Genomic DNA, 25442 nt, shown 5'->3' on the forward strand with positions numbered 1-25442 from the left:
CGATGGGAATCATTCGAGAGTTACCGGAACAACTCGCGAACCGAATCGCAGCTGGGGAGGTCGTCGAACGACCGGCTTCCGTCGTCAAAGAATTAGTCGAGAATGCGATTGATGCGGGAGCGACGAAAGTGGACGTGGACTTACAAGAGGCGGGTATCCGTCTCATCAAAGTGCGTGACAACGGACACGGGTTCCATGAGGAAGACGCAGCCCGAGCCTTCTTACGACATGCGACGAGTAAGATTCGGGACGAGCACGACTTGTTTCGCATTCGGACGCTCGGTTTCCGTGGGGAAGCACTCGCCTCGATTGCGTCGGTCAGTCACGTCTCGTTGAAGTCTAAACGAGCAGATGAAGACGGTTTTGAGATGACGCTTGAAGGCGGTGTCATCAAGGAGACGAATCCGGCGGCGACGAACGTCGGGACCGAAATTGCGGTCAGTCAGCTCTTCTTCAACACACCGGCACGGCTGAAATATTTGAAGACAGCGGCGACAGAACTCGCGAGCATTACCGACACGTTGAACCGTTTGGCACTGTCCCATCCAGAGATTCGCTTCACCGTCTTTCATGAAGAGAAAGAACTGTTGCGAACGAACGGGAATGGGGACTTGAAACAAGTCATGCTCGCCATCTATGGTCGCCAAGTCGCCGCGCAAATCGTCACGGCATCGAGTAAAACGAACGACTATACGCTGAGCGCGCATTTCGTGCGCCCGGAAGTGACTCGTTCGAACAAACAATACGTGACCCTCATCTTAAACGGCAGAAGCATCAAGAACTTTGCACTGACACAAAGCGTGCTCGAAGGCTACCATACGCTCTTACCGATTGGTCGCTATCCGATTGCCGTGCTCGAAGTGAAGATGGACCCGATGTTGATTGACGTGAACGTCCATCCGACAAAACGTGAAGTGCGCTTGTCGAAAGAAAAAGAATTGTGCCAGCTCATTCGAGAGACCGTTCAATTGACGCTCCGTGAGCAACGTCTCATTCCGTCTGTGAAACAAGAGCCAAAACCAAAACGAGAAACACCGTCCGAACAGTCGAAACTCGATTTCTCGATGGAACCGCAACCTAAACAAGTAGACACGGTCGAGTGGAATTATCCGATTCCTCGCGAGCGAAAAGAGTCGCTCACGTCTCCTTCCCAGTGGAACCCGGCGCCGCTCGTTCATGAACCAGAGCCAGAGATGCTCCAGGCAGAACAGGTCGAGGAACCCGTTCTTCAGTCCGAACGTCTTCCAGCATTAGACGTCATCGGACAACTGCATTCGAGTTATATCATCTGTGGAGCGGAAGACGGGATGTACGTGATGGATCAACATGCTGCCCAGGAACGCATCAAGTATGAATTGTTTTATGAGCAGTTAGGACGTCCGGAAAAAGAGTATCAACTCCTGTTGATTCCGTTGACGTTAGAGTTTACACAGGAAGAAACGCTCGCCATCGAAGAAGTGCTCCCGCTTCTAGCGGAAGCTGGCATTACGTTAGAACCGTTTGGGGGAAACACGTTCCTCGTGCGCGAGATTCCGACATGGTATCCGCAACATGACTTAGAGGGTACAATTCGTGATCTAGTGGAGATGGCGATTCAACAACGCTCGATTGACATTGCGAAATATCGTGAGGAGGCATCAATCCTCATGGCGTGTAAACGGTCGATCAAAGCGAATCATCCACTCAATATGGACATGATGCGACAATTGATTGAAGATCTTAGTCGAACGACTTCTCCTTTCACTTGTCCGCACGGTCGTCCGATTCTCGTGAAGTGGAGCACGTACGAACTCGAGAAGTTGTTCAAACGCGTCATGTAATCGTCTTGTTACCTTGTTTTAATACGATGTAACGTTTATTTACGAGTCCTCATGGGAAAACTATACACATGTCACTCAACGCATCGAGGTTGAGAGGTGGCTTTTTCACTGCCTCACCCTCAAGATGTCGACATGAAATGTATATCCATGTAGGAGGAAAAGAAAATGACGAACAAACTTCAAGTTTCAAAACGAGAATTACGCCCACGATCACTACGCACGAAGTTGCGTAACGAAGGAAAAGCGTTAGGAGTTGTTTATGGTTACAAAGTAGACAGCACACCAATCGTGTTTGACGAGATGGACCTTCGTAAAATTCTTCGAGACCATGGTGACAACGCATTGATTGAACTCCATTTCGATGGAAACAAGATCAACACGCTCGTGCACGGATCAGAAACAGATCCGTTCACAAACTTCTATCAGCACGTCGAATTTATGGCTGTGAAGATGGATGAAGAGACAGAAGTCGAAGCGGATATTGCCCTCGTCGGCGACGCGAAAGGCGTCAAAGAAGGCGGATATCTCGCTCAGTCGCTCTATAAAGTGACGGTTTCTGCGACACCTGCCAACATCCCAGAACGCATCGAACTCGACGTGTCAGACCTCGAAATCGGTGACTCGGTGACGGTAGCGGATCTTCCAGAAAACAAATCGTATACGATTGTCTCTGAACCAGATATGCACATCGCCTCTGTGAATGAGCCGGTTGCAGAAGTTGAAGAGGAAGAGTCGGAAGAAGGTTCAACTGAAGAAGAAGCTTCAGAAGGATCTTCTGAAGAAACAGAAGAATCGACTGAGGATAAAGAATAAGCAATTCGATTAAAACAGAGGAGCATCGTCCCTACACGGGCCGATGCTCCTCTGTTTATTAATCAACATTTTTTTACGAACATTTTTAGAAATGTTGCAATATAGAAAAGTTTATAAAAATGGTGAGAATGTTATGGTTACCTATTTCTTATACATGGAATAAACAAGGCACTTAAAACTTAGATAAGTTGAATCGAATGGACTCATAATGTTAGGTGAAGGAATTTGTGATAATTTGAGAGAAAAATAAATTGAGGTATATACAGACTCGATTATAATCATCTCAGGTATATTAAAGGCTATTCAGTTGATTCTGGTCTAGTTACTAAAAGAGGCGCCACGGTTCTATATGAGTTCTTTCGTACCTTATTTCGATTTATGTCTGCTATCGGCGGTATGACTTTGTTGTTAGATTTCTTCTCGACGAGTAGGGATTTAGACAGAATCAATCGGAAAAGACAGATAGAATAGTTGAACTTAAGAAAGGGGATTATAATGTTTTCTAACGATTTAATTAAAGAATTTATAGAATTTCAAGAATTTAATGGAGAAGAGTTTACTTGGTGGAGTTTCGTAAATTACAAATATAGCATTGAAGACGCTCTCTCTTTTTTAAAATTTTTCAATCCAGAAATAATCTGTCATGAGAACTGTTATTTTTTTAAAGACAGTTTATCTCTTAGTTCATATAAAGGTTGGAAAGAAGAATTTGGAGCAGATTTGTCTTCCATTGAAAAGATGGTAAATTTGTACGAGCCTAAAGATTTCTTCATTATTAATGAGAAAAATGATGTCGATAGTTATAGTAAAAATAATCAAATTGAAGCTTTTGCAGAGACTCTTTGTCAGCAATGGAAAATTAGCTTGAAAGAGAGGTATAATAATATTCCTTTCCAAGTCCAATTGATTCGAGATAATGGAGACTTATACATCACAATGTTCGTATTGCGATGAGTGTGTTTAATTGATTTATGACTGAGAATGTTGAGTGATAATAAGTATTGGCATAAATATTAGACACGAAAAACTCATTGGATCTTATTAAATGAATTTTTTCATAACTTAATGAATCTTAGACGATTAATAAGATAAATGCTGGAGATGAGACAATATATGTCACAGTTATATATCGACTTAAGTGAGATTAATTCTGCGTCAGAACTTCATCAGATACTAAAAAAATATCTGCACTTACCTGATCATTACGGCGAAAATTGGGATGCCTTTTGGGATGTCATTACTGATGTGGATTATATAACTTTTCCTGATCAAATCACTTTCATAGGATATTCTTTGCTTGAAACGAAATTAAGTGAGGATGCTAAGTGTTTAAAAATGTGTTTAGAAGAGTATAACGAAGAACATTATGTTTCACATTGTCATTTTGTTTTCTTGTAATCTAATTTGCTTACTAATATATAAAGCAAGTCTATAAGAGAGTAACCATTTTACAATCACTAATTTTTCAATATAACTTTTATAGTCCCCCGACCATCATAAGAATTAATAGAAAAACAGATGATTTAAATTACAAGGTCTTTAAACTGAAAAATCAAAGGTGATCGCTATGCAAGAGCTTACAATTATTGAAAGGAAACGTCTATTAGAGCATCTTGAAGATAATTTAGATAATTATTTCATTATAGATGAAATCAAAAAGGTATATGAGATCACTAGTTATGATGATTTAACTATTAACAATAACCAAAAAGCTTTAATTGATTTTTTGGTTTACCAAAATGTATATCCAATAGTCATAACATTTATATTATCTAAAAATATAAGTCAGGATAATGAGATGGTTGAAAAAATGGATTCAAGGAAATTTAAATATTCTATGAACTATTGCTCTGAGGATGAGAATTCTATTTATTACTGCAATGCAAAAATAGAAAACGAAAAAGATTTAAGGTTTTTGATTAACGAAACGTACTGGATGTCTGCTCAAAATGGGTTTTATAACATTATCTTTAAAGATAAATTGAATTTCACTTTAAAAAAATATGGTAAGTGGCTGTTCTCTAGAACTCAATTTGTACCTTTAATTGATATGAGTACACCAACTTCTTTTATTAAAATAGATGGAGATGGACTTGGGTTTATTTTGTTTTCTAATGAAAAAAATATGAATCTATTGAAGAATTAACAAAGAATTCACCTCAAAAATTTTACATAGATTATTTAAACGAAAAATGAATTATGAGGGCCTCAGTTTGAGCATGTTTTAGCGCATAGTCGAGCTACATAGATGCTAAGAAAAAATGATATATATGATGAGGTTTGGGGGTTTACTCATGATGACTCTTTGTTAGAAGTATGTAAACTCATAATAGCGGGTTTATCAATGTGAGAAATGCAGTCTGTAGAGTTGGAATAAGAGTAAATTTAGCAAGATCATATAGCTTTGTATCATGATGTTTATTTATACGATCAAAATTATTAAAACCATTTAAAACTTGTGAAGCCACGTAGTTAAGCAGCACATATTCCATACAGAAGGTGAAAAAATGAAAGCTCAGGAAATATTAAGAGAAATCGAAAAAATACACTACTGGGATGCGCGCGTTTTAGGATTCGATTGCCGTTATTTTGGAGATGAAGTTTTACTTATAATCGAAGAAGAAAATGAAAATTATCACCATCAGATTGAATTTTTAGGTTGTATAAAAGTAGACATATCTGCCCCACTCGACGATCGAATAGTGCCTGTAAGAGAATTAAGCAGATTACAGCTCCCCTATTTCATGCAGGATGTTAGTATTACAAGTTATGTACTTGAAGAAACAGAGGTATTTGTATGTAATCTGTTGTTCCCTCCAGCAAGCGCTGAAATTCATTTCACTAAGATAAGAATCGGAAAGGAGTATCACTGATAAATTTTACAATGTCTGAATTGCAATAGTCGACCAAGAGACAGTTAATAAATATTTATTGAACTATCATAAAATGTAGTGATTACAGAAGAACATTACAATGCAATTCATAAAATTGAGTGAGGTGTATAATATGTCATATAAATCGATACAATCGCTTTTACCTGTTAAAGAAAAGGCAATCCTGCTGGATCAGGTCGAAGGATTGAATAGATATCTTTGTATTCTACCGAACGGTGAGTTAGAAAGTCAGTTTGGAGACATAGAAGAGTTTAAAAAGCAGAGCTTTGCAGTTGTAGGTTATGAAGATGTGCTAGGAGATTTTGTAGGAGTGGACATAAAGAGTGGACAACTTTTGATTGTTAATCATGAAACGCTTCATGTAGAGGAAAGATTAAATTTAACATTTGATGAATTCATGAAAAAGGATTAATCCCTTATTTGAACGATTGGTTTCATAAACTTTGTCTTATTATTCTCCCGAAATTCGGGAGAATTTTTCTTTGTCACAAATCCGCCATATGTAAACGATTACGATGTGAACACTCTGTCAATTCCTTCTAGAGGTGATTGCCAACAGAGACTGTACAGTTTATATTGTTAATGATTTCACATATTAGAACTGATACTTTCCTATTTAATTATTCAGAAAGAAGGGTTTGTGACATGGCATCAATGGAAATCCATGCACTCGAATCATTACGGAAAAAAGCACAGGCTTCCTCGCAAATGATTCATTATCGTCCAATGGAATATTTTTTACGGGCAATGTTAGCTGGGATCTTTATCGGCTTTGCTTCAATCTTCACTTTGAAAGTCGTCAACGGTATGTATTTAGCGGAATCTCCGTTCACGACACTCATTGGGGGCTTCTCGTTCGGGATTGCGCTCGTTATGATCATCTATGGGGGAGCGGAGTTGTTCACGGGGAATACGATGTATTTCACAACGTCGACACTTCGCGGCTATACAACGCTCAGCGACACGATGCTCGTTTGGTTATTATGTTTCGTCGGGAATGCACTCGGGGGAATCCTATTCGCGTTACTACTTGCACCGACTGGTGTCATCCAAGAACTAGGGATGAACAACTGGCTGTTCTCAGTCGTCGAGGGGAAAATGCATCACACGACGGTCGAAATTTTCTTCCGTGCCATCTTCTGTAACTGGATGGTCTGTCTCGCTATTTTCTTACCGAAACAAATGAAAAATGAATTCGCTCAAATCTTCTCGATGATTTTCCTTGTCGCCGTCTTCTTCGCTTCAGGATTTGACCACGTCATCGCCAACTTCGTCTTGTTCGCCTTGACGCTCGTCGTCCCACACCCTGAGACGATCAGTATGGCAGGTGCAATCCACAACTTGATTCCTGCGACGTTCGGTAACATTATCGGCGGTGCCCTCTTCATGGGAGCGATCTATACATGGCTCAACTCAAAAGGTCTCCGTGAGGCGCAAGAATTAGAGGAAGAAGTAGAATTAAAAGTCGTGAAAGCTGCTAAATAAATGACGTTTGTCACAAATAACGTTGGGCCTTGTCTTACCGAAGACGAGGCTCTTTTTGTCGTATGCTCACAAGCAAACTGTCACAATATCGACTCGTGACCATCAAGAAAAATACGTGTCATAATCTATATATAGGATTTTTTAAAACGTTTGTTAATGTTTTTGATCCATATATAGTGAGGTGATGGGTTTTGAAATTACTGCAGTTGTATGAGAATGTCTGCGTCTTACCAGACCAAGACTTGGTACAAGAAAATGCGAATGTGGACGGAAAGTCCCCACTTGGGAAACTAGCACGACTCTCTTCAGAAGTGTCGAAAGAATTGTCGCAGACATATTTGATGTCGGAGCGCTCAAAACAGGCCGTCACTGATAACTACTTATACGTGCACGACGCCGACTATTACATCACAGGATCGACGACATGTTGTCAAATACCACTCGGTCAATTATTAAAAGATGGATTCCATACGGGGCATGGAACAATCCGTTCGCCAAAGGACATTCGCTCCGCCATGGCGCTCGCGTCCATCATCCTTCAAGCGAATCAAAATATGCAGCATGGGGGTCAAGCGTTCCCGATGTTTGACGTCGACTTGGCACCGTATGTCGAGAAGACCTATGTGCGCCAATTGAACCGACTCCAATCACTACCTGTTGAATGGGACAAGACACAATTGGAACAACTCGCAGAAGAAGAGACGATCTCGGCGACATATCAGGCGTGTGAGGCGTTCATTCATAATGCGAACTCGATGCATTCACGAGGTGGCGGGCAAGTCCCGTTCGTCTCGATCAATTACGGGACGGATACCTCAAAGTGGGGACGCATTCTCATTCGGGAGCTACTTCGTGCCACGGAACGGGGATTAGGGAATGGGGAGACCCCGATTTTTCCCATTCAAATCTTTAAAGTAAAAGAAGGCATCAACTTTCATGAAGATGACCCAAACGTTGATCTCTTTCGTGAAGCGTGTCGCGTCACAGGCAAACGGCTCTTCCCGAACTTCTCCTTCATCGATGCCCCGTTCAATGCCGCTTACTATGATGGATCGCATGAATCTGAAGTGGCGTACATGGGTTGCCGCACCAGGGTAATGGGAAATCGACACGGAGAAGAGACGTCAGTCGGTCGTGGCAATCTTTCCTTCTCCACACTCAACTTGGTGAAGATGGCACTTGTCTCTGAATCATTAACTGACTTTTACCGTATTCTTAACCGATATATCGATGTCGGCATCGAACAGTTGGTCGAGCGCTTCGAGTATCAATGCACGCGTCGCGCTGAAGAATTTCGTTTTCTTTACACACAAGGGGTCTGGCGTGGAAGTGAGCAGTTACATGTACATGATGAGGTCCGAGATGTGCTGAAACAAGGAACGCTTTCCCTCGGATTCATCGGACTCGCTGAAACGTTGAAGGTGTTGACGGGCAGTACACATGCCGAGTCGCGTGAAGCGGAACGACTTGGTCTCGATATCGTCACGCACTTAGCTGATCGGATGCGAGCGGCGGCCGAATCATACGATTTGAATTTCTCGTTGCTTGCGACACCGGCGGAAGGATTGTCAGGTAAATTTGTGACGCGAGACCAGGAAGCGTTCGGGATGATTGACGGGGTAACCAATCGGGCGTTTTATACGAATTCCTTCCACGTACCGGTATATCAAACCGTGTCCATCCGTGAAAAAATCCGAATCGAGGCACCATATCACGCGTTGTGTGACGCGGGACACATCTCCTATGTCGAAGTCGATGGCTCCCTTGCCCATAACGCGGAAGCGGTAGAATCGATTGTTCGCTTGATGCGCCTGCATGATATCGGCTACGGTTCAATCAATCATCCCGTCGACCGCTGCGGGAATTGCGGGCTTGAAGGCTTGATTGATGCGGCTTGTCCGACTTGTGGAGAAGATGAGATAATCGAACGGATCCGTCGTATCACTGGCTATTTGGTCGGGACGATGGACCGCTGGAATACGGCGAAGCGAGAAGAAGAACGGGCGAGGGTGAAACACGATGCGCATTCTATCCGTCGTTGAAGAATCCGTCGTCGATGGACCGGGGATTCGAACGGTCATCTTTACTGCGGGCTGTCCTCACCACTGTAAAGGTTGTCACAATCCTTCCTCGTGGAATCCAGCTGGCGGTGAGGAAATCGAAGTGGATGAGATCGTCCGTCGCATCGAGCTCAGTGGTTGGGACGGCGTGACCATCTCAGGTGGTGAACCGTTTCTTCAATCTTCAGAGTTAGCAAAACTTGTCAAGGCATGTAAGTCGCTCGGTAAAAATGTGTGGGTGTATACGGGTTATACGATCGAACAGTTGGTAGCGATGCACGACGGAGCCGTTCAAACGGTGTTAGACTACGCCGATGTGCTCGTTGATGGTCGCTTTGAGCAGTCGCTACGAGACATGGGACTCCGCTTTCGGGGATCGCGTAATCAACGAATCATCTTTTTGAATAATGTGTAATCGAGGCAGAGATGTCTCGATTTTTTGTATAATGATTAAAAAAGGGGGATTTTAGATGAAATGGTGTAGTTTTGACATGCAAGAAGAGCAACGAGTGGGAATCATCGAGGGCGATTTCGTCTACGATGTCAGCAATCAAGTACATACGACTAACTTATTAGAAGTGATTGCGCGTGAGTTCGAACCGGATATTGATTTAGACGTGGCACCTTCATACCGAGTGACGGACGTGAAATTGCTTGCCCCGTATCGACCGTTGAAAAATGTGATTTGTATCGGGAAGAACTATGAAGAACACGTGAAAGAGATGGATACAGCGGGAGCGGGGAAACTCGTCATCTTCACGAAAGCACCAACCTCAGTCGTCGGCCCGGACGCTGTCATCGAGCGCCATCCGGAATTGACGGACAAACTTGACTATGAAGGTGAACTCGCCGTCATCATCGGAAAGTCGGGACGAGACATCGAAACAGTCGAAGAACACATTTTCGGATACACGATTCTAAACGATGTAACGGCACGAGACGTGCAAAAAGAACATGTCCAATTCTTCCGTGGTAAGTCACTCGATACGTTCTGTCCGATGGGACCGTTCATCGTGACGCCGGACGAGCTTCAGTTCCCTCTCCGAATCCAAACGAATGTCAACGGGGAGACGCGCCAAGACGGAACGACTGCCGATATGATTCGCCCGATTGACGAGCTCATTCGTACGTTATCGAAAGGCATGACGCTTGAAGCGGGTGACATTATCGCGACCGGAACGCCAGCCGGAGTCGGGCACGGGATGACACCACCGACCTATCTTCAAACTGGGGACACCGTCGAAGTGACGATTGAAGGTCTCGGCACGCTACGAAATGTGATTGTCTGAATGAAATGACGCAAAATGTGAAGAATCTTGTAATTCATTTATCATTTTATAAATGAGTGTTCCTCTTCGTTATAGTAAGGGTAGAAGATAACACAGAGGAGATGAATCATTATGGATCGTCACGATCAATCAAATGAACACGATCAATTACATGAATCAGAACAGCAAAAAGATTGGTTAGATACAGAACTCGGTTCATCCAACCGAGAAGAAACAAAAGTACGAACACAGTCAAAACCTTCATTCGTCAGCCGCATGTTCCCAGGACTTGTCGGTGGGGTCATCGGGGCATTGTTGACGGGCGCAATCGCTTATCCGTTTATCGACCAACCCGCAACGAATGTGAGTGATACGAACGTGACCTCGCAAGGGACTCCGGTCCAGACGTCATCAAACGTGTCTGACTCTTCAGTCACGAATGCCGTCGCAACCGCTCAACCTGCAGTCGTCACCGTGAACAACTTCGCCCAAACTGGCTTCTCGAGTGAAGCTGTCGAGGCTGGCGTTGGATCGGGCGTCATCTACAAAAAAGAAGGTGACTCGGCATTTATCGCGACGAACCATCACGTTGTCAACGGGGCAGACAAGCTGACGGTCACGTTTAATGACGGAACGACAGCGGAAGCGACGCTCATGGGAAGTGACGCGACGTATGACTTGGCCGTCTTGAAAGTGGACGCTGACAAAGTACCGGCCGTCATCTCAATCGGCAAATCGAGTGAGTTAAAACCGGGACAAACGGTCATCGCCATCGGGAATCCGCTTGGACAATTCGAGAACTCCGTGACACGCGGTGTCGTCTCATCGACGTCACGTCTCGTACCGGTAGATACGGATGAGAACGGACAGGCCGACTTCAATGCTGAGGTCATTCAAACGGATGCGGCCATCAACCCAGGTAACTCGGGTGGTGCGTTAATCAACGAAGAAGGACAACTCGTCGGGATCAACTCGATGAAGATTGCGACGGCAGAAGTCGAGGGAGTCGGATTCTCGATTCCGGTCGACATCGCCCTTCCGCTGATCAATCAAATCGAACAGACGGGAGAAGTCAATCATCCTTCGCTCGGCGTGTCGCTACGTGACGTGTCAGAGTTCCCTCCAGGTTACTTGACGGAACAAATCAACTTACCTGAATCGGTAACGGCGGGAACGATTATCGTAGAAGTTCAACAAAATAGTTCAGCCGCAAAAGCGGGTCTTGAGGCGCGTGACGTCATCGTGAAAATCAATGACAAAGACGTTAGCTCGTTCATCGACCTCCGTAGTGAATTGATTCGAGATACGGACGGAACGGTCGACATCGAATATGTCCGTGACGGAAAAACGGAAACGGTTCAAGTCGAGATTCAAAACGCAAACGGTTCTGCATTGTAAAAGGTGGGCAATAAGCCCGCCTTTTTTGCTATGCTTATACAAAAGGAGGATGAGATATGGTACGAAATTTATATGGGGTGTTACTATTCGGGGCAGGAATTTTACATTTTGTCAGAGAGAAGGCATTCATGTCGATTATTCCGAAATCTTGGCCGTTCCGCCGCTTGATGGTGCAACTGAGCGGAGTCGTGGAAGTCGTCTTCGGGGCAATGCTCTTACTAAACAAAGGGACGACGTTCGTAAAGCGGACATTACCGGCATTCTTTATCGCCGTCTTCCCGGCCAATATCAACATGGCCGTCAAACCTTCTAGAATCGGTGGGAAAGTCATTCCGAAATGGATCACATGGGGACGACTCCCGCTTCAATGGGTTTTGATCAAAGGTGTCAAAAAAATATAAAGGTGTGGAGATACATATGACAAACGTATTGAAATGGTTCGAATATTTTCATGCACATCCAGAAATCAGTTGGAAAGAAGTCGAGACGACCCGAACGATTGCTTCGATTTTATCAGACTGGTCGATTCCGCATCGGACGTTTGAGGATGTGACCGGAGTGATCGCGGAGATTGGATCGGGGGAAGACGTGATTGCAGTCCGCGCCGATATCGATGCGTTATGGCAACAAGTTGACGGTACGTTTCGTGCGAACCATTCATGCGGGCACGACGCGAACATCAGCATGGTACTCGGTGCACTCGAACAATTGAAGGACGAGGCGTTACAGAAGCGGATCCGTTTCATCTTCCAACCTGCCGAAGAGCAAGGGAACGGGTCGCTCGCCATGATTGAGCGTGGAGCGTTAAAAGACGTGACGCAACTCTTCGGGATTCATTTGCGTCCACAAGAAGAGTTGAAGAAAGGTCAATACGCGGCGGCGATTCAGCATGGTGCTGCCTTCTTCTTAAAGGGAGAGGTCATTGGGGATGACGCGCACGGCGCAAGACCGCATCAAGGGCAAAACGCACTCGATGTCATCTTCACGATTCAACACATGCTCAAAAGCATTTACTTATCACCGTTTGAGCCACACTCCGTCAAGTTGACGAAAGTACACGCCGGGAGTGACAACATGAACATCATTCCGGGAAATGCGACGTTCTCGATTGATGTCCGCGCTCAACAAAATGAGGAATTGCTCGAACTGCGAAATCGTGTCGAAGACATGTTACTCCATGTCGGTCAGCTTCATCGTGTGACATTGGAGTGGGAGTGGCAAGACTTCACACCGGGAGCGGTCGTTGGGGAACAGTCAAGTCAGATTGCGAAGCAGGCGATCGAGCAACGCTTCGGTCAGTCGGCTCTCGTCGAGAGGATTGTCACGTCAGGTAGCGATGATTTTCATTTCTATACCGTCGAGAAACCGACGCTTGATGCGACGATGATTGGAATTGGTGCAGATTTAGGTCCAGGACTTCATCATCCGCATATGACGTTTGACCGTGATGCGTTAGAAGACGGGGCACGCCTGCTTGCGGATGCACTCCGAATTGCAGCAACATAATTCAGGATGAGTGTGATAGACAGATGTCTGTCCACTCATTTTTTTATTGCATCAGATGATTGTAAGCGCTATCATAACGTTATTAGCGACAATATAACGACAATTCTGAATTTTCGCTATAGGGGAGGAAGTTAGATGGAAACAACGGGGAACAAGCAAGACATGAAGCTAGGGTGGGCGCTCTTACCACTTGGTGTGATGATTGTTGTCATGCTCATCTCAATCGTCAAGCTCGGACAAGGACCACACATCCCGCTCATCGTCGGGACGGCGGTCGCTTCGCTCGTCGCCTGGCGTCATGGGTTCAAGTGGAAAGAGATTGAAGAGATGATGTATAAAGGGATTCGTCTCGCTTTACCGGCAGTCGTCATCATCATTTTGGTCGGATTGACAATCGGTGCTTGGATTGGTGGGGGAATCGTTGCCACGATGATCTATTTCGGACTGAAGATCATCTCGCCGGCATACTTTTTGTTAACGATTTGCCTCATCTGTGCGGTCGTCGCGCTCTCGATTGGGAGTTCGTGGTCGACGATGGGTACAATCGGTGTAGCAGGGATGGGAATCGGACTGAGTATGGGGATACCAGCTCCGATGGTTGCGGGGGCCGTCATCTCAGGTGCTTATTTCGGGGACAAGATGTCACCATTGTCAGATACGACAAACTTGGCGGCAGGACTGACTCATACGAATCTATTCGTACATATCCGACACATGCTATATACGACCATTCCGGGACTTGTCATCGCGCTAGGGGTATACGCTTGGCTTGGTAGACGGTTCGCAGATTCGACGACGGACTCGTCAGAGATCACACAGACGCTTAATATTCTTGAAGATAGTTTTGTCATCTCTCCATGGTTACTCGTCGTGCCGCTCGCTGTCATTTTGCTCGTCGCAAAAAAAGTACCAGCGATTCCAGCACTCGTCGTCGGGATTGCACTGGGCTTCTTGACTCAAGTGTTCATCCAAGGCGGGTCACTTTCAGACAGCGTAGGTGCTCTTCAAAGTGGCTATGTCATTGATACAGGTAATGAATTGGTCGATAACCTCTTCAGCCGAGGCGGTCTTGATGCGATGATGTACACGGTCTCGATGACGATTGTCGCGATGACGTTCGGTGGAATTTTAGAATATTCAGGTATGCTTCAATCGATCATGAATCAAATCTTGAAGTTGGCGAAAACAGCAGGCTCGTTGATTGCTTCAACGATTTTGGCTGGGATTGCGACAAATGCGACCTGTTCGGAGCAGTATATCTCGATTGTCGTCCCGTCACGTATGTTTGCAGGCGCCTATGAAAAAATGGGATTACAATCGAAAAATTTATCACGCGCACTCGAGGACGGTGGAACATTGACATCGGTGTTCATCCCGTGGAATACGTGTGGGGTATTCATTCTTGGTACGCTCGGGGTCGGGGCATTCGAATATGCGCCGTACGCCGTCTTAAACTTTATCGTACCGGTCATTTCGATTCTGTATGCTTTTACGGGATTCACAATCGAACGCATGGCTGTCATTCAGCAAGAAGAGTCAGTTGTGAAGCAAGCAGCACAATAAAACAATTCCCGGTCGTCAATCGACCGGGAATTGAAATTTATAGACGGTGCGCGGACGACCTTGGCTGTAGCTCATCTCTTCGCCAATCGGATGGACGAGTTTTGCATCAACCAATTTTTTGATGAGTCGCTCTGTCGTGCGACGGGTGACTTGTAAGTAATCGGTCAACTCTTTAGCCGTGAACTCAAGTTGATCGCGTGAGAAGTGGATGAGTTTTTCGATATTGGTCGGACTCATACCGGTCTGTTTCATCATGTCGTAGACACGTGTTTGCGTGACGCGAAAATGAATGGGTGATGGTTGATCAGAGAACATTAGTCGCTTCGAATCATCGACGATGCGCATCTGTCGTTCACTTTCTGCATAAAGAGCGAGTCGTGCATGGTCGAGAGCGCGCTGATAGTCTGAGCCATATCCGATGCCAACATGAACAGACGAGGGATTCGGTAAAACAATACCGTTTGAAATAGCTGTCTCAATTTTGCCTTTATTCGATAAGATTGTGACTCCCTCTTCATTCGATTGTAGCAACTTGCCACCGAAGAATTGTTGGTCCGACACGTGTGCTAACGTCTCTTCACTCGAATTCGAATACTGAAGAATGGCAAACTGAGACTGATCTGATTTTTGCAATCGAATCTGTTGAAGAAAATCATTAAAATGGTGAAGAATCCTCTCTTTCGGTTCAATCATGAGTTGACTCCGATAGCCGTCGGTTCTTAACCGGCGATGGACTTGCTCGACACTCGTCAAAGCGAATCGTGTCGTCCCATTTTCTTGAAGTTGTTTATGAAAGGCAATCAAGTCCTCGAAATTCATGTCTGGATGAAGCTGTTTCACTTGCGATTGCGAGATACGAGTGGGAAATGGCTCTAACACCGATGCAAGTCGTGATGAGTCGACGAGGTCAATCGATAGATGTTCGAGCTCGACGTGTTGCGTCAACGTCATATATAAGAGTGAAGTCAATAAAACGACATCGTCTTGAACGACATGATGAGCATACGGGAGGTTCGCCTTCTCCATCGCGTACGTATACGGAAATGACCCGGAGAAGAAAACACCGTCAAAAAAGTGTAGTTGATGGGCGATGTCTCTCGCTTCGCGCGGGTCATCATAAGGAAACCCTTCAATCCGGACATCGGGTAAGGTAGAACCATTTACAATATGTTGAATAAACGCTGGTGAGCCGACGACGGCGATATGGATGGACATCACAAAATCCCCCTTGCAATTTAACGACTATATAACGACAATATAGAGGAAAGCGTAGACGAAGTAAAGGAGTGATGAACTTGAACATTCAAAGCATTGAAATTTTCTCAGTTCGATTCCCACTAAAAGTTCCATTTATCGTGAGTTATCATCGTTATGACGATATGCCATCTGTCATCGTCAAAATGACCACGTCTTGCGGACTGATTGGTTATGGGGAAGCGGTAGCGGATGAGCACGTGACGGGAGAGTCAGCTGAAAGTACGGTGAGTGTCCTCCGTCATCTATTGGCACCTTTATTAATCGGGAAAAATCCGATGCATTTGGAGAGGATTCATGATGAGATGGACCGTGCGATAAAAGGTGTTCCTGCAGCAAAAGCAGCACTCGATATCGCCTGTCACGATTTGATTGGAAAGAAACTGAATCAACCGATTTACGAATGGATTGGTGGTCGGTACCATGAATCGTTCCCGGTCACACACGTCTTGAGTATCGGAGAACCGGATCACATGGCACAAGAGGCTCTTGATCAAATCAATCAGGGCTATACGGCCGTGAAGATGAAAGTCGGGGTCGACGTACTAACGGACGTGGCACGTGTCAAAGCCGTGCGAGAAGCCGTAGGACCAAATGTCCCGATTCGGGTCGACGTCAATCAAGGGTGGGTCAATGCGGCTAACACGGTCCAAGCTATGCGTCTACTCGAACCGTACGGAATCGATTGGGTCGAACAACCGGTCAAGGCGGATGATTTTGAAGGGATGCTCGAAGTGAAACAAAAAATCTCGGTGCCACTTATGATTGATGAAGGTCTGAAAGACATTCACGATATGAGACGGTTGACGATGATGCAAGCAGCCCATAAAGCGAACATCAAGCTGATGAAATGTGGTGGCATTTATCCGGCGAAGAAGTTGGTCCATATGGCGGAGATGTCAGGGATTGAATGCCAAATCGGCTCGATGGTCGAATCTTCGATCGCATCGAGTGCGGGATTCCATGTCGCCTTTTCTAGTAAGATTGTAAAAACGGTAGAATTGACAGGACCGCTCCGCTTCGGAAAGGATGTCGGGAACTTAACATATGATTTGCCAATCATCTCGTTGAACGACCGTCCTGGTCTCGGCATCGAAGTCGATGAGGACTTATTGAGTGAACTGACGATCGATTCATACGTGATTGGAGAAGACTCACATGTGGCAAGGTGAGATCAAAGGTCTGCCGCTTCAAGTGCGAGTTCTGACGTTGTCAGACTTCCCTGAGTTGTTGTCGATTCAAGAAACGGTGATTCAAGCGTTGGCTGAACCGGAGCACTATCAATCATTATCGATTGAAGAATTCACGAAACTTTTGACGGATCAGACGTTGATTGGGGCAACGGCTGAAGGGCGACTGATCGCATTTCGTGCCATGTTGATTCCGCCGATTGACGATGAACATTTAGGACGAGATATCGGCTGCCCGGAGGATTCGCTTGAACGTGTCCTTTATCAGGAAGTGACGAACGTCCATCCAGATTTTCGGGGATATGGGTTGCAGACGCACTTGGGCAAACTGTTGATGTCACAAGTTGAATCGGATAACCGATTTGATGTCGTCTGTGCGACGGTCGCACCGTTCAATATTCCAAGTATGAAAGACAAGTTCACGCTTGGACTCCGAATCGGCGCATTGAAAGAAAAGTATGGCGGGAAACTCCGCTATATCTTTTATAAGGAGCTTCATCGGTCATGGCAACCCACATCAGAAGTGGTGGATGTTCCGATGGAAGAACGGGCGAGACAAGTTAAGTTACTCCAAGCTGGTTGGTTCGGGACTGGTCTTATGAAACAAGGAGAACAGTGGATTGTTCGATATGAGAAGTAATAAATCCTCGTCAAGCTGACGAGGATTTTGTTTATTCGAGAACGAAAAGTACATCATTCGCGAATTTTTCATACGTGCGGTCACTTGGATGGAATTGGTCGGTCGCGAGATCACGTGATAAATCAGAGATGTAGGCGAACGGGTCGATCACATCGATATTTTGAGCATTCGCTAATTGTTTCGCAGAGGCGTTCCAATCGAGGATGAGCTGATTGAACGCTTGTCCATTCTCATCATTTTGAAACGGGTTGTATAGGCCGATGTAGACAATCGTAGCTGAGTCGTTCAGCGCGCGAATCTCAGAAAAAATCGTTTCAAGATTTGTCTTTGCATCCGTGACCACTTGTTGAATATCGACAGATTCAAAGTTGTCGACGTTTTCCCCGCGGTTGAACAAATCGTTTCCACCGATGGTCAACGTGATATATCGTGCGTTTTCGATTGTCCGACGTACTTCGGGTTGCTCGAGTTGAGCAAGTAGATCTTCAGTACGTGCCCCGGAAACGGCCAGGTTTTGTGTACGGAGTGACTCATCTTCCAAACCTTCGCTGACGGGTTGTACATATCCCGCGCCTGACGTCGAGCCGACACCGCGAGTCAAGGAATCGCCGAGGGCGACATAGATGTCACCTTCTGGCTCAGGACGTTCGTCTTCAGAGACAGAAAGTGTTCGTTCTGGCGGATTGACGATATCTTGATAACCAATCCAAAGACCATATATGGCGATTCCGGTCAAAAGTACGGCGCCACTTAAAAATGCATACCATTTCGAATGTTTCATGGGCTGACCTCGCTTTCTATACAGACATCATATCAAAAATGTGACGATGTGCCCTATGTGAATGTTCGAATAGGACAGATTTGATTTTGTCCGATAGAATAAAGAAAGAGGTGAGACAATGGAACCGACTTTAAAGCTACATCAACTGACAAAGGTGATAGGGAAAAAGACGATCATCGATAATATTTCGTTAGAAGTCAACCCAGGTGAGGTGTTCGGATTTTTAGGACCGAACGGTGCCGGGAAGACGACGACGATTCGGATGATTGTCGGATTGATTAAACCGACGAAAGGTAATGTATCCATTTGTGGCTATCGTGTCGATAAACAGTTCGTTCAAGCGATGAATCAGATCGGAGCCATCGTCGAGAATCCAGAGCTGTATAAATTTTTGTCTGGACGTGAGAACTTAGAAGCCTTCGCCCGCATGTTGCCTGATGTGGACGATAAACGAATTCAAGAAGTGATCGACCTCGTCGATCTGACCGCTCGCATCGATGATAAAGTGAAGACATACTCGCTCGGGATGCGTCAGCGGCTCGGTATCGCACAGGCATTATTGAACAATCCACGCGTTCTTATTTTAGACGAACCGACGAACGGACTTGATCCGATGGGGATTCGCGACTTACGACTGTTCATTCGTCGACTTGTCGAAGAAACGGGACTGAGTGTTCTCGTGTCGAGTCATATCTTGGCCGAGATTGAATTGTTGGCGGATCGCGTCGCCATCATGTCGCGCGGGAAGATTGTCAAAGTCGGGACGGTCGATGCTTTGATTGAAGAACTCGCATCGACGGTCGACTTGCATGTCGCCAATAGTTTTGAAGTGTTACCAATCGTTCAAGGTTATGAAGGGATCGATCAAGCGGACGTGATCGATGAGCGAACGATTCGAATCTCGATGAACGTCGAGGAGACGGCAAAGTTGAATCGATACTTAATGGAACGAGATGTCGACGTGTTCGGACTCGAGCGTCGTGTGCAGACGTTAGAGGATCTCTTCATTACATTGACGGGCGGTGATCACATTGCCTAATCCATCTCTACTCGGACTCATACGTAATGAAGTATTAAAAATTCATCGGAAGCGTAGGTTGATGGTCGTCTCGATCATCCTGATTGTACTCGTCTCGATGTTCACATACGCGAACTATCGGCAAATCGAGAAGCAACGTGAAGAGCAAGGGACGATTGATTGGCGTGTTGATCTTCAGCAAGAAATCATCGATACACAAAACCGGCTCGCTTCCGCCAACGTCCAAGACGAGTTTCGTCAGATTTTAGAATTCCGTGTCCAACAGAACCAATACTATTTAGACAATGACATCAACCCGAACTATCCAGGCGCTCCGACGTTTATGCGTGTCTTCTTCTCGCAAGGGACGACGCTCGTACTGCCACTCTTTATTATCGTCTTGATGGCAGATATCGTCAGTGGGGAGCATAACGACGGGACAATCAAGACGCTACTGTCCCGACCGGTAAGGCGTTATAAAATTTTGCTTGCCAAATGGTTGACGACACTTTTGTATACGTCAATCTTAATATTTGTGACCGCCGTCGTCAGTTACGCCATATCCGGAATCGTTCTCGGGTGGGACGGTTGGACAGCTCCAATCCTGACAGGCTTCCAAGCTTCACCGACGGGAACTTTCTCAACCGATTTTGTTCATACCTTGCCGATGTGGGAATACTTGCTCATGTCGATGGGACTCTCATGGCTCGTCGTTGCTGCCGTCGGTACAATCTCACTTATGATCTCGGTGCTAGTGAAAAACACGGCGACCGGAATCGGAATCATGATGGCCGTCCTCATTTCAGGACCGCTTTTGACGTCGCTTGGATCAAATTGGGATAGCTCGAAGTACTTGGTGAACGTCAACTTCGGTCTTCATACCTACTTGGAAGGACAAGCTCCACCGATTGAAGGGATGACTCTACCGTTTTCTCTAGTCGTCATTCTCATTTGGTCAATGGCTGCTCTCGCGTACTCGTTTTATCACTTTACGCAAAAAGATGTATATTAATTGTTTATAATGCTACCCTCCTGGGTGGCACTTTTTTTAGTGGCTAAATGATTATGAAAGAGAAATAATTAGTTCTAAATACTTAATATTTAGAATTGTCAAAATAATTAAAAAGTTGGATACATTGTTTGTGGGAAACTGTGTAAAGTAAGAGTCATCACAAAGGAGGCAAACACATGAAAAAAGTTGTATCTACATCATTAATCGCAGGTGTCCTACTCGTACCACAATTGGTCGGGGCCGCAGAATTGAAGTCAGGCACGTTGACGAAACCGTCTGAAAGTGCACCGACGACAATCGTCAAAGAGTTCGTGAAAGCAAAAGGTGAATTCAAAACAATCGAGTCGAAATCAGACAAACTTGGTAAAGTCGTCAAGTTACAACAGACGGTAGACGGTGTCCCGGTATTCGGTGGTGTCGTTGTCGGTGTCGTTGATGAAGACGGACAATTGAAAACGGTCGTAGATGATGCAAAATCAGTAAAGAATCTACATAAGTCAATCAAATTGAGCGAGAAGAAAGCCATTGCAAGCTACAAGGCGCTTGTCGGACATAAAGGTGCATACGAACTCGAACCTGAAGCGGAATTGATCGTCTATCCAAATGGAGACAAGTCGGTCTACGCATATCAAGTGACCGGAACGATTTTAGATGCCGAGGAGCCTTCACGTTGGACGTACTTCATTGATGCTGGCACAGGAGAAGTTCTTAACAAATTCGATCAGTTGGCACACGCAAAACCGACGAACGGTGTGACAGGAACTACATATACAGGAACAGGGATCGATGTTCTTGGATATAGTCAGACGTTCAAGACAACGAAGAGTGGTTCATACTACTACTTACAAGACTCGACACGTGGAAAAGGAATCTATACGTACGATGCAGCAAACCGTACACGCCTTCCAGGTTCGCTTTGGGCTGATGTCGATAACGTTTTGAACACGACATACGATCGTGCTGCAGTTTCGGCACACGTCAACGCAACGAAAACGTATGACTTCTATAAGAACACGTATGGACGTAACAGCTATGATAACGCGGGTGCAGCCCTTAACTCGACGGTTCACTATAGCCGTAGCTACAACAACGCGTTCTGGGATGGTAGCAAGATGGTATATGGTGACGGAGATGGTCAGACATTCACATACCTCTCTGGGGCACTTGATGTTGTTGCCCACGAATTGACGCACGCAGTCACAGAGTACACGGCAGGATTGATCTATCAGAATGAGTCTGGAGCAATCAACGAAGCGGTATCGGATATCTTAGGTACAGTTGCTGAGTACAGTGTCGGAACAAACTTCGACTGGTTGGTAGGGGAAGACATCTACACGCCTGGAGTTGCAGGTGATGGTCTTCGTTCGATGGCAAACCCTGCTGCATATGGCGACCCGGACCACTACTCAAAACGTTACACAGGTACGCAAGATAACGGAGGTGTTCACATCAACTCTGGTATCGTCAACAAAGCGGCATACCTCTTGGGTAACGGCGGATCACACTACGGTGTATCTGTCCAAGGAGTCGGTGTTATGGAGATGGGAGATATCTACTACCGCGCGCTCAATGTTTACTTGACGCCAACGTCTAACTTCTCAAGCCTTCGTCAAGCTGTTATTCAATCCGCGAAAGATCTTTACGGTGCGACTAGCCCACAAGCAGTATCAGCTGCGAAATCGTTTGACGCTGTCGGAATCTACTAAGAGTCTAATCGAGAAATCCCTTCCGAGATATTTCGGAAGGGATTTTTTGTGTCGATATGGGGTAAATCAAATTGGAATGATGACTGAAAAGGAGAAATAACATGAATCTAAAAGAATATATGGCTGCACCGAACAAGCAAATTCAGTTAAGTGATTTCTATACCCATGTAAAAAATAAACCTGATGATTCGACTTTGACGGATGAACTGATTCCGGACAGTGTAGAACGATTGAAAGACCCGAAGAAGAATTGGAAGTTCTCGTTCAGCGATGTGGAAGAACGACAATATTGGGATGATTATCAAAAAATCTTTGAAGAGATGATCACACACACATCAACTGACGTTTCACCGTGGTATATTTTGCCGGCAGATGACGAATGGTACAGTCGCTATATCGTCTCATCCGTCATGATTGATGTCCTCGAGCGAATCGACCCGCAATATCCGACGTTTTCGGATAAAGAGCAAGAACGCATCGAGGAGGCGATTCAAATACTTGAAAATGAATAACGGATGACGTTCTCGTGAACAATTAAAAATTCCCTTGCACTGAAAGCGAATTCAAGCTAAAGTGATACAGTAGAATAGAGGTCAGACATCTGTACAAAGGGGTAATGAGTGTGGGTAACGTAAGTTTATTATTTGGTGGCGTCGCGCTATTTTTAAATAGTCTTGTCCTTCTCGGGAAGGTCGATATGAAGAGTGCCGGTGTATTCAGTTTGTTCACCGGAATCCTGCAAACATTTATCGCAACGTGGTTACTGATTGGGGCAAGTCCTGAAGATCAGTTCGGCCTCGCGAGCATTTACTTGTTTGCGTTCACATATTTATATGTCGGTGTGACGTTCATTTTGAATTTAGACGGACGTGGCGTCGGCTGGTTCTCGTTATTCGTGTCGATTGCAGCCGCCTTTTACGGGTTGATGGCAATCGCTGTAGCCGATCCAATGGGTGCGTTGACATGGTTCTTCTGGTCACTATTATGGGGTCTCTTCTTTTTTGGAATGGGACTCGGGAGACCGAACGAGGCGATCACAGCGCGTGTCGCTCTCGTACTGTCGTGGTTGACCTTGATCGTTCCGGCGATGGTTGGTATGGCAGGACTCATGAACGGATTGTATGACATGATCTGGTGGGCAGCGAGCGGGACAGCTATTCTGTATTTTATCGTCTCCGTCAAACGAACGAAACAGGCCGTAGAAGTGGCTTGAGTATATAGAACCACATATGAGGTCATCTGGTGAGGTATTATCGCATCGGATGACTTTTTTGTATAACATGAAATGGTTTGGTATATACTACATTCAACAGAACACGTTGTGTAGAAAGGGGACCGTGGATTGATTGCCTTAGAAGCATTGAAAAGTCGACTTGCAGACAATCAATTGAAAGTACAAAGGGAAGAAGGGGATGTGGACACGTTACGATTTTCCTTCAATCAGCCTGCGACAGAACTTGAAATCAAACGATTGCCAAAAAGAACACCTGAAGACATGATTCACTTTTTGAACATGCATAACGGCGCACAGCTATTCGTCCATCCGACATACGGTGGAGGGATTCAACTGTTTAGTGTGGAAGAAATTAACGAGTATCGAGAGGTATGGGAATGTCCTGAGCAGTTAATCCCCGTCGGCGCTGGTATGGATGGAGAATGGATTGTTTATGAGGTCGTCAACGAACATGAAAACTACATTTGGGTCGGAGAATTTTTGACTTATCAAGATGACATTGAAAAACTTCCAATGGATTATACACGTTGGTTCGACTATTTGATTGTCGCACAAGGTGCCCATTTTTGGGATTGGTTCAGAAGATAAAGTTAAATTAGTAGGTTGCTCATATATCTTAGTTGGCACACTCTTCACGAGTGTGCTTTTTTCTCATTTATTTTGTGTCTAAAATGTGAAAAGTGGGAATGAGGATGCTAAAGGAGGCGAAAGCAGATGAGTGATGGACTCGTGTTATTACTAGGATTACTTTTATGTGGTTGGATGCTGTTTGCCGTCGTATTTGATGATAGAATAAAAAGAAGAATTTGATGGCCCGTCTCATGAGGAGACGGGTTTTTAATTGAGGAGTGAGAAGTATGAAAAAAACACCTGTCGTCGTCATCGTAGGACCAACTGCTGTTGGGAAAACAAAGACGGGTATCGAACTCGCGAAAGCGTTCGACGGCGAGATTGTCTCAGGTGACTCGGTTCAAGTTTACCGGGGCATGGACATCGGTTCGGCAAAAGTAACAAAAGAAGAAGCCGAAGGAATCCCGCATCATTTGATTGATATTTGTGACCCGGATGATGCAATGAGTGTCGCAGCTTTTCAACAGTTGGCTCGTGCAGCCATTGATGATATTTATGCCCGTGGCAAATTACCGATTATTGTCGGAGGAACAGGTTTATACATTCGTTCGATTTTATATGACTATGAATTTGTGAAGCGACCTGTGGACGAGGCGTTGCGGGCTGACCTCGAACGGTTGGCAGAAGTCGAAGGACGTGAGGCGTTACATCAAAGATTAGTTCAACTTGATCCGGAACGTGCGGCTACGATTCACCCGAATAACGTCCGTCGCGTCGTGCGAGCGCTCGAAGTAGCGATGCAAGGTGATACGCAGACGACAGATAGCGCGCCGTCTGAACATTATGATTACCGATTATTCGTCCTCCACGCTGACCGGGAACTTCTTTATGACCGAATCAATCAACGGGTCGATGCGATGATGGAAGCAGGACTTGTAGAGGAAGTAGAGAGCTTGATGGCGAAAGGATATCGAGATACTCAGGCGATGCGAGCCATCGGGTATAAGGAAATCATTCCGTATGTTGAGGGAAAAATTTCGAAAGACCGTGCGACAGACTTGTTGAAACAACATACGAGACAGTTTGCAAAGCGACAATTGACGTGGTTCCGTCATCAATTTGATGGAATTTGGGTGGATATGGGGCGAAAATCATTTGAACTATCATATAAAAATATTTATGATGATGTAGAGGGGTTTTTTCGAAAATTCCGATTATTTTAAAGAGATA

At 45.2% G+C, this 25442-nt stretch carries 26 protein-coding genes; 24 read left to right on the forward strand and 2 right to left on the reverse strand.

The features are described from left to right. The first annotated feature begins 2 nt into the window (after positions 1-2). From mutL to nhaC, 15 genes are all read left to right on the forward strand, one after another. Positions 3-1820 carry a DNA mismatch repair endonuclease MutL gene (gene mutL, locus KNO86_RS01320; protein ID WP_214692031.1) on the forward strand — a complete coding sequence of 606 codons (1818 nt, stop codon included), beginning with the start codon at positions 3-5 and terminating at the stop codon, positions 1818-1820. 165 nt (positions 1821-1985) lie between these two features. Continuing rightward, positions 1986-2633: a 50S ribosomal protein L25/general stress protein Ctc gene (locus KNO86_RS01325; protein ID WP_214692033.1), complete on the forward strand. Its 648-nt coding sequence runs from the start codon at positions 1986-1988 to the stop codon at positions 2631-2633. A gap of 495 nt (positions 2634-3128) precedes the next feature. Next, positions 3129-3587, forward strand: a complete 459-nt coding sequence (locus KNO86_RS01330) for a hypothetical protein (protein WP_214692035.1) — start codon at positions 3129-3131, stop codon at positions 3585-3587. A 159-nt stretch (positions 3588-3746) separates the two neighbouring features. After that, the gene (locus tag KNO86_RS01335) at positions 3747-4031 is read left to right on the forward strand and encodes a barstar family protein (protein WP_214692042.1); all 285 of its coding nucleotides are present in this window, start codon (positions 3747-3749) and stop codon (positions 4029-4031) included. A 169-nt stretch (positions 4032-4200) separates the two neighbouring features. Beyond that, a complete protein-coding gene (locus KNO86_RS01340) occupies positions 4201-4779 on the forward strand; it encodes a hypothetical protein (protein WP_214692044.1) in 579 nt (192 codons plus the stop codon). Positions 4780-5140: 361 nt separating this feature from the next. Beyond that, on the forward strand, positions 5141-5506 hold the full coding sequence (locus tag KNO86_RS01345; protein WP_214692046.1) for a hypothetical protein: 366 nt from the start codon (positions 5141-5143) through the stop codon (positions 5504-5506). A 133-nt stretch (positions 5507-5639) separates the two neighbouring features. Then, positions 5640-5939: a hypothetical protein gene (locus tag KNO86_RS01350; RefSeq protein ID WP_214692048.1), complete on the forward strand. Its 300-nt coding sequence runs from the start codon at positions 5640-5642 to the stop codon at positions 5937-5939. Between the two features lie 242 nt (positions 5940-6181). Continuing rightward, positions 6182-7012 carry a formate/nitrite transporter family protein gene (locus KNO86_RS01355; RefSeq protein ID WP_074035310.1) on the forward strand — a complete coding sequence of 277 codons (831 nt, stop codon included), beginning with the start codon at positions 6182-6184 and terminating at the stop codon, positions 7010-7012. Positions 7013-7203: 191 nt separating this feature from the next. Next, positions 7204-9054, forward strand: a complete 1851-nt coding sequence (locus KNO86_RS01360; protein ID WP_214692049.1) for an anaerobic ribonucleoside triphosphate reductase — start codon at positions 7204-7206, stop codon at positions 9052-9054. Then, the gene (nrdG, locus tag KNO86_RS01365) at positions 9032-9487 is read left to right on the forward strand and encodes an anaerobic ribonucleoside-triphosphate reductase activating protein (RefSeq protein ID WP_214692051.1); all 456 of its coding nucleotides are present in this window, start codon (positions 9032-9034) and stop codon (positions 9485-9487) included. The genes KNO86_RS01360 and nrdG overlap by 23 nt, the downstream gene beginning before the upstream one ends. Positions 9488-9542: 55 nt before the next feature. Next, complete coding sequence (locus KNO86_RS01370) at positions 9543-10361, forward strand: fumarylacetoacetate hydrolase family protein (protein WP_214692059.1); 819 nt, start codon at positions 9543-9545, stop codon at positions 10359-10361. Between the two features lie 111 nt (positions 10362-10472). After that, complete coding sequence (locus tag KNO86_RS01375; protein ID WP_214692061.1) at positions 10473-11738, forward strand: S1C family serine protease; 1266 nt, start codon at positions 10473-10475, stop codon at positions 11736-11738. 56 nt (positions 11739-11794) lie between these two features. Beyond that, positions 11795-12139: a DoxX family protein gene (locus tag KNO86_RS01380; protein WP_074034557.1), complete on the forward strand. Its 345-nt coding sequence runs from the start codon at positions 11795-11797 to the stop codon at positions 12137-12139. Between the two features lie 16 nt (positions 12140-12155). Further along, positions 12156-13244 carry an amidohydrolase gene (locus tag KNO86_RS01385; RefSeq protein ID WP_214692063.1) on the forward strand — a complete coding sequence of 363 codons (1089 nt, stop codon included), beginning with the start codon at positions 12156-12158 and terminating at the stop codon, positions 13242-13244. A gap of 135 nt (positions 13245-13379) precedes the next feature. Further along, the gene (gene nhaC / locus KNO86_RS01390) at positions 13380-14807 is read left to right on the forward strand and encodes a Na+/H+ antiporter NhaC (RefSeq protein WP_214692065.1); all 1428 of its coding nucleotides are present in this window, start codon (positions 13380-13382) and stop codon (positions 14805-14807) included. A gap of 15 nt (positions 14808-14822) precedes the next feature. Here nhaC and KNO86_RS01395 read toward each other — a convergent pair whose 3' ends face one another. After that, positions 14823-16022, reverse strand: a complete 1200-nt coding sequence (locus tag KNO86_RS01395; protein WP_214692067.1) for a hypothetical protein — start codon at positions 16020-16022, stop codon at positions 14823-14825. Between the two features lie 80 nt (positions 16023-16102). On the opposite strand from KNO86_RS01395, the gene KNO86_RS01400 reads away from it, so the two are divergent. Beyond that, positions 16103-17233, forward strand: coding sequence for a mandelate racemase/muconate lactonizing enzyme family protein (locus tag KNO86_RS01400; protein WP_214692069.1), 1131 nt, complete (start codon positions 16103-16105; stop codon positions 17231-17233). Beyond that, a complete protein-coding gene (locus KNO86_RS01405; protein ID WP_214692070.1) occupies positions 17220-17891 on the forward strand; it encodes a GNAT family N-acetyltransferase in 672 nt (223 codons plus the stop codon). The genes KNO86_RS01400 and KNO86_RS01405 overlap by 14 nt, the downstream gene beginning before the upstream one ends. Positions 17892-17922: 31 nt before the next feature. Here KNO86_RS01405 and KNO86_RS01410 read toward each other — a convergent pair whose 3' ends face one another. Beyond that, complete coding sequence (locus tag KNO86_RS01410) at positions 17923-18672, reverse strand: GDSL-type esterase/lipase family protein (protein ID WP_214692072.1); 750 nt, start codon at positions 18670-18672, stop codon at positions 17923-17925. Between the two features lie 118 nt (positions 18673-18790). Between KNO86_RS01410 and KNO86_RS01415 the strand changes: the two genes are divergently transcribed. The 7 genes from KNO86_RS01415 to miaA all read left to right on the forward strand — a co-directional run bounded on the left by KNO86_RS01415 (position 18791) and on the right by miaA (position 25435). Continuing rightward, complete coding sequence (locus KNO86_RS01415) at positions 18791-19711, forward strand: ABC transporter ATP-binding protein (protein ID WP_214692074.1); 921 nt, start codon at positions 18791-18793, stop codon at positions 19709-19711. Then, the gene (locus KNO86_RS01420) at positions 19704-20702 is read left to right on the forward strand and encodes an ABC transporter permease (protein WP_214692076.1); all 999 of its coding nucleotides are present in this window, start codon (positions 19704-19706) and stop codon (positions 20700-20702) included. The genes KNO86_RS01415 and KNO86_RS01420 overlap by 8 nt, the downstream gene beginning before the upstream one ends. Before the next feature lie 176 nt (positions 20703-20878). After that, positions 20879-22408 carry a M4 family metallopeptidase gene (locus tag KNO86_RS01425; protein WP_214692078.1) on the forward strand — a complete coding sequence of 510 codons (1530 nt, stop codon included), beginning with the start codon at positions 20879-20881 and terminating at the stop codon, positions 22406-22408. 101 nt (positions 22409-22509) lie between these two features. Further along, positions 22510-22920, forward strand: a complete 411-nt coding sequence (locus KNO86_RS01430) for a polyphosphate kinase 2 family protein (protein ID WP_251126860.1) — start codon at positions 22510-22512, stop codon at positions 22918-22920. A gap of 104 nt (positions 22921-23024) precedes the next feature. Further along, complete coding sequence (locus KNO86_RS01435) at positions 23025-23621, forward strand: AmiS/UreI family transporter (protein ID WP_251126861.1); 597 nt, start codon at positions 23025-23027, stop codon at positions 23619-23621. Between the two features lie 129 nt (positions 23622-23750). Beyond that, positions 23751-24230, forward strand: a complete 480-nt coding sequence (locus KNO86_RS01440) for an SMI1/KNR4 family protein (RefSeq protein ID WP_214692082.1) — start codon at positions 23751-23753, stop codon at positions 24228-24230. Positions 24231-24499: 269 nt separating this feature from the next. Next, complete coding sequence (gene miaA / locus KNO86_RS01445) at positions 24500-25435, forward strand: tRNA (adenosine(37)-N6)-dimethylallyltransferase MiaA (RefSeq protein WP_214692084.1); 936 nt, start codon at positions 24500-24502, stop codon at positions 25433-25435. Positions 25436-25442 lie beyond the last annotated feature (7 nt).

Source organism: Exiguobacterium sp. s160 (genome assembly GCF_018617575.1).
GTDB lineage: Bacteria > Bacillota > Bacilli > Exiguobacteriales > Exiguobacteriaceae > Exiguobacterium > Exiguobacterium aestuarii_A.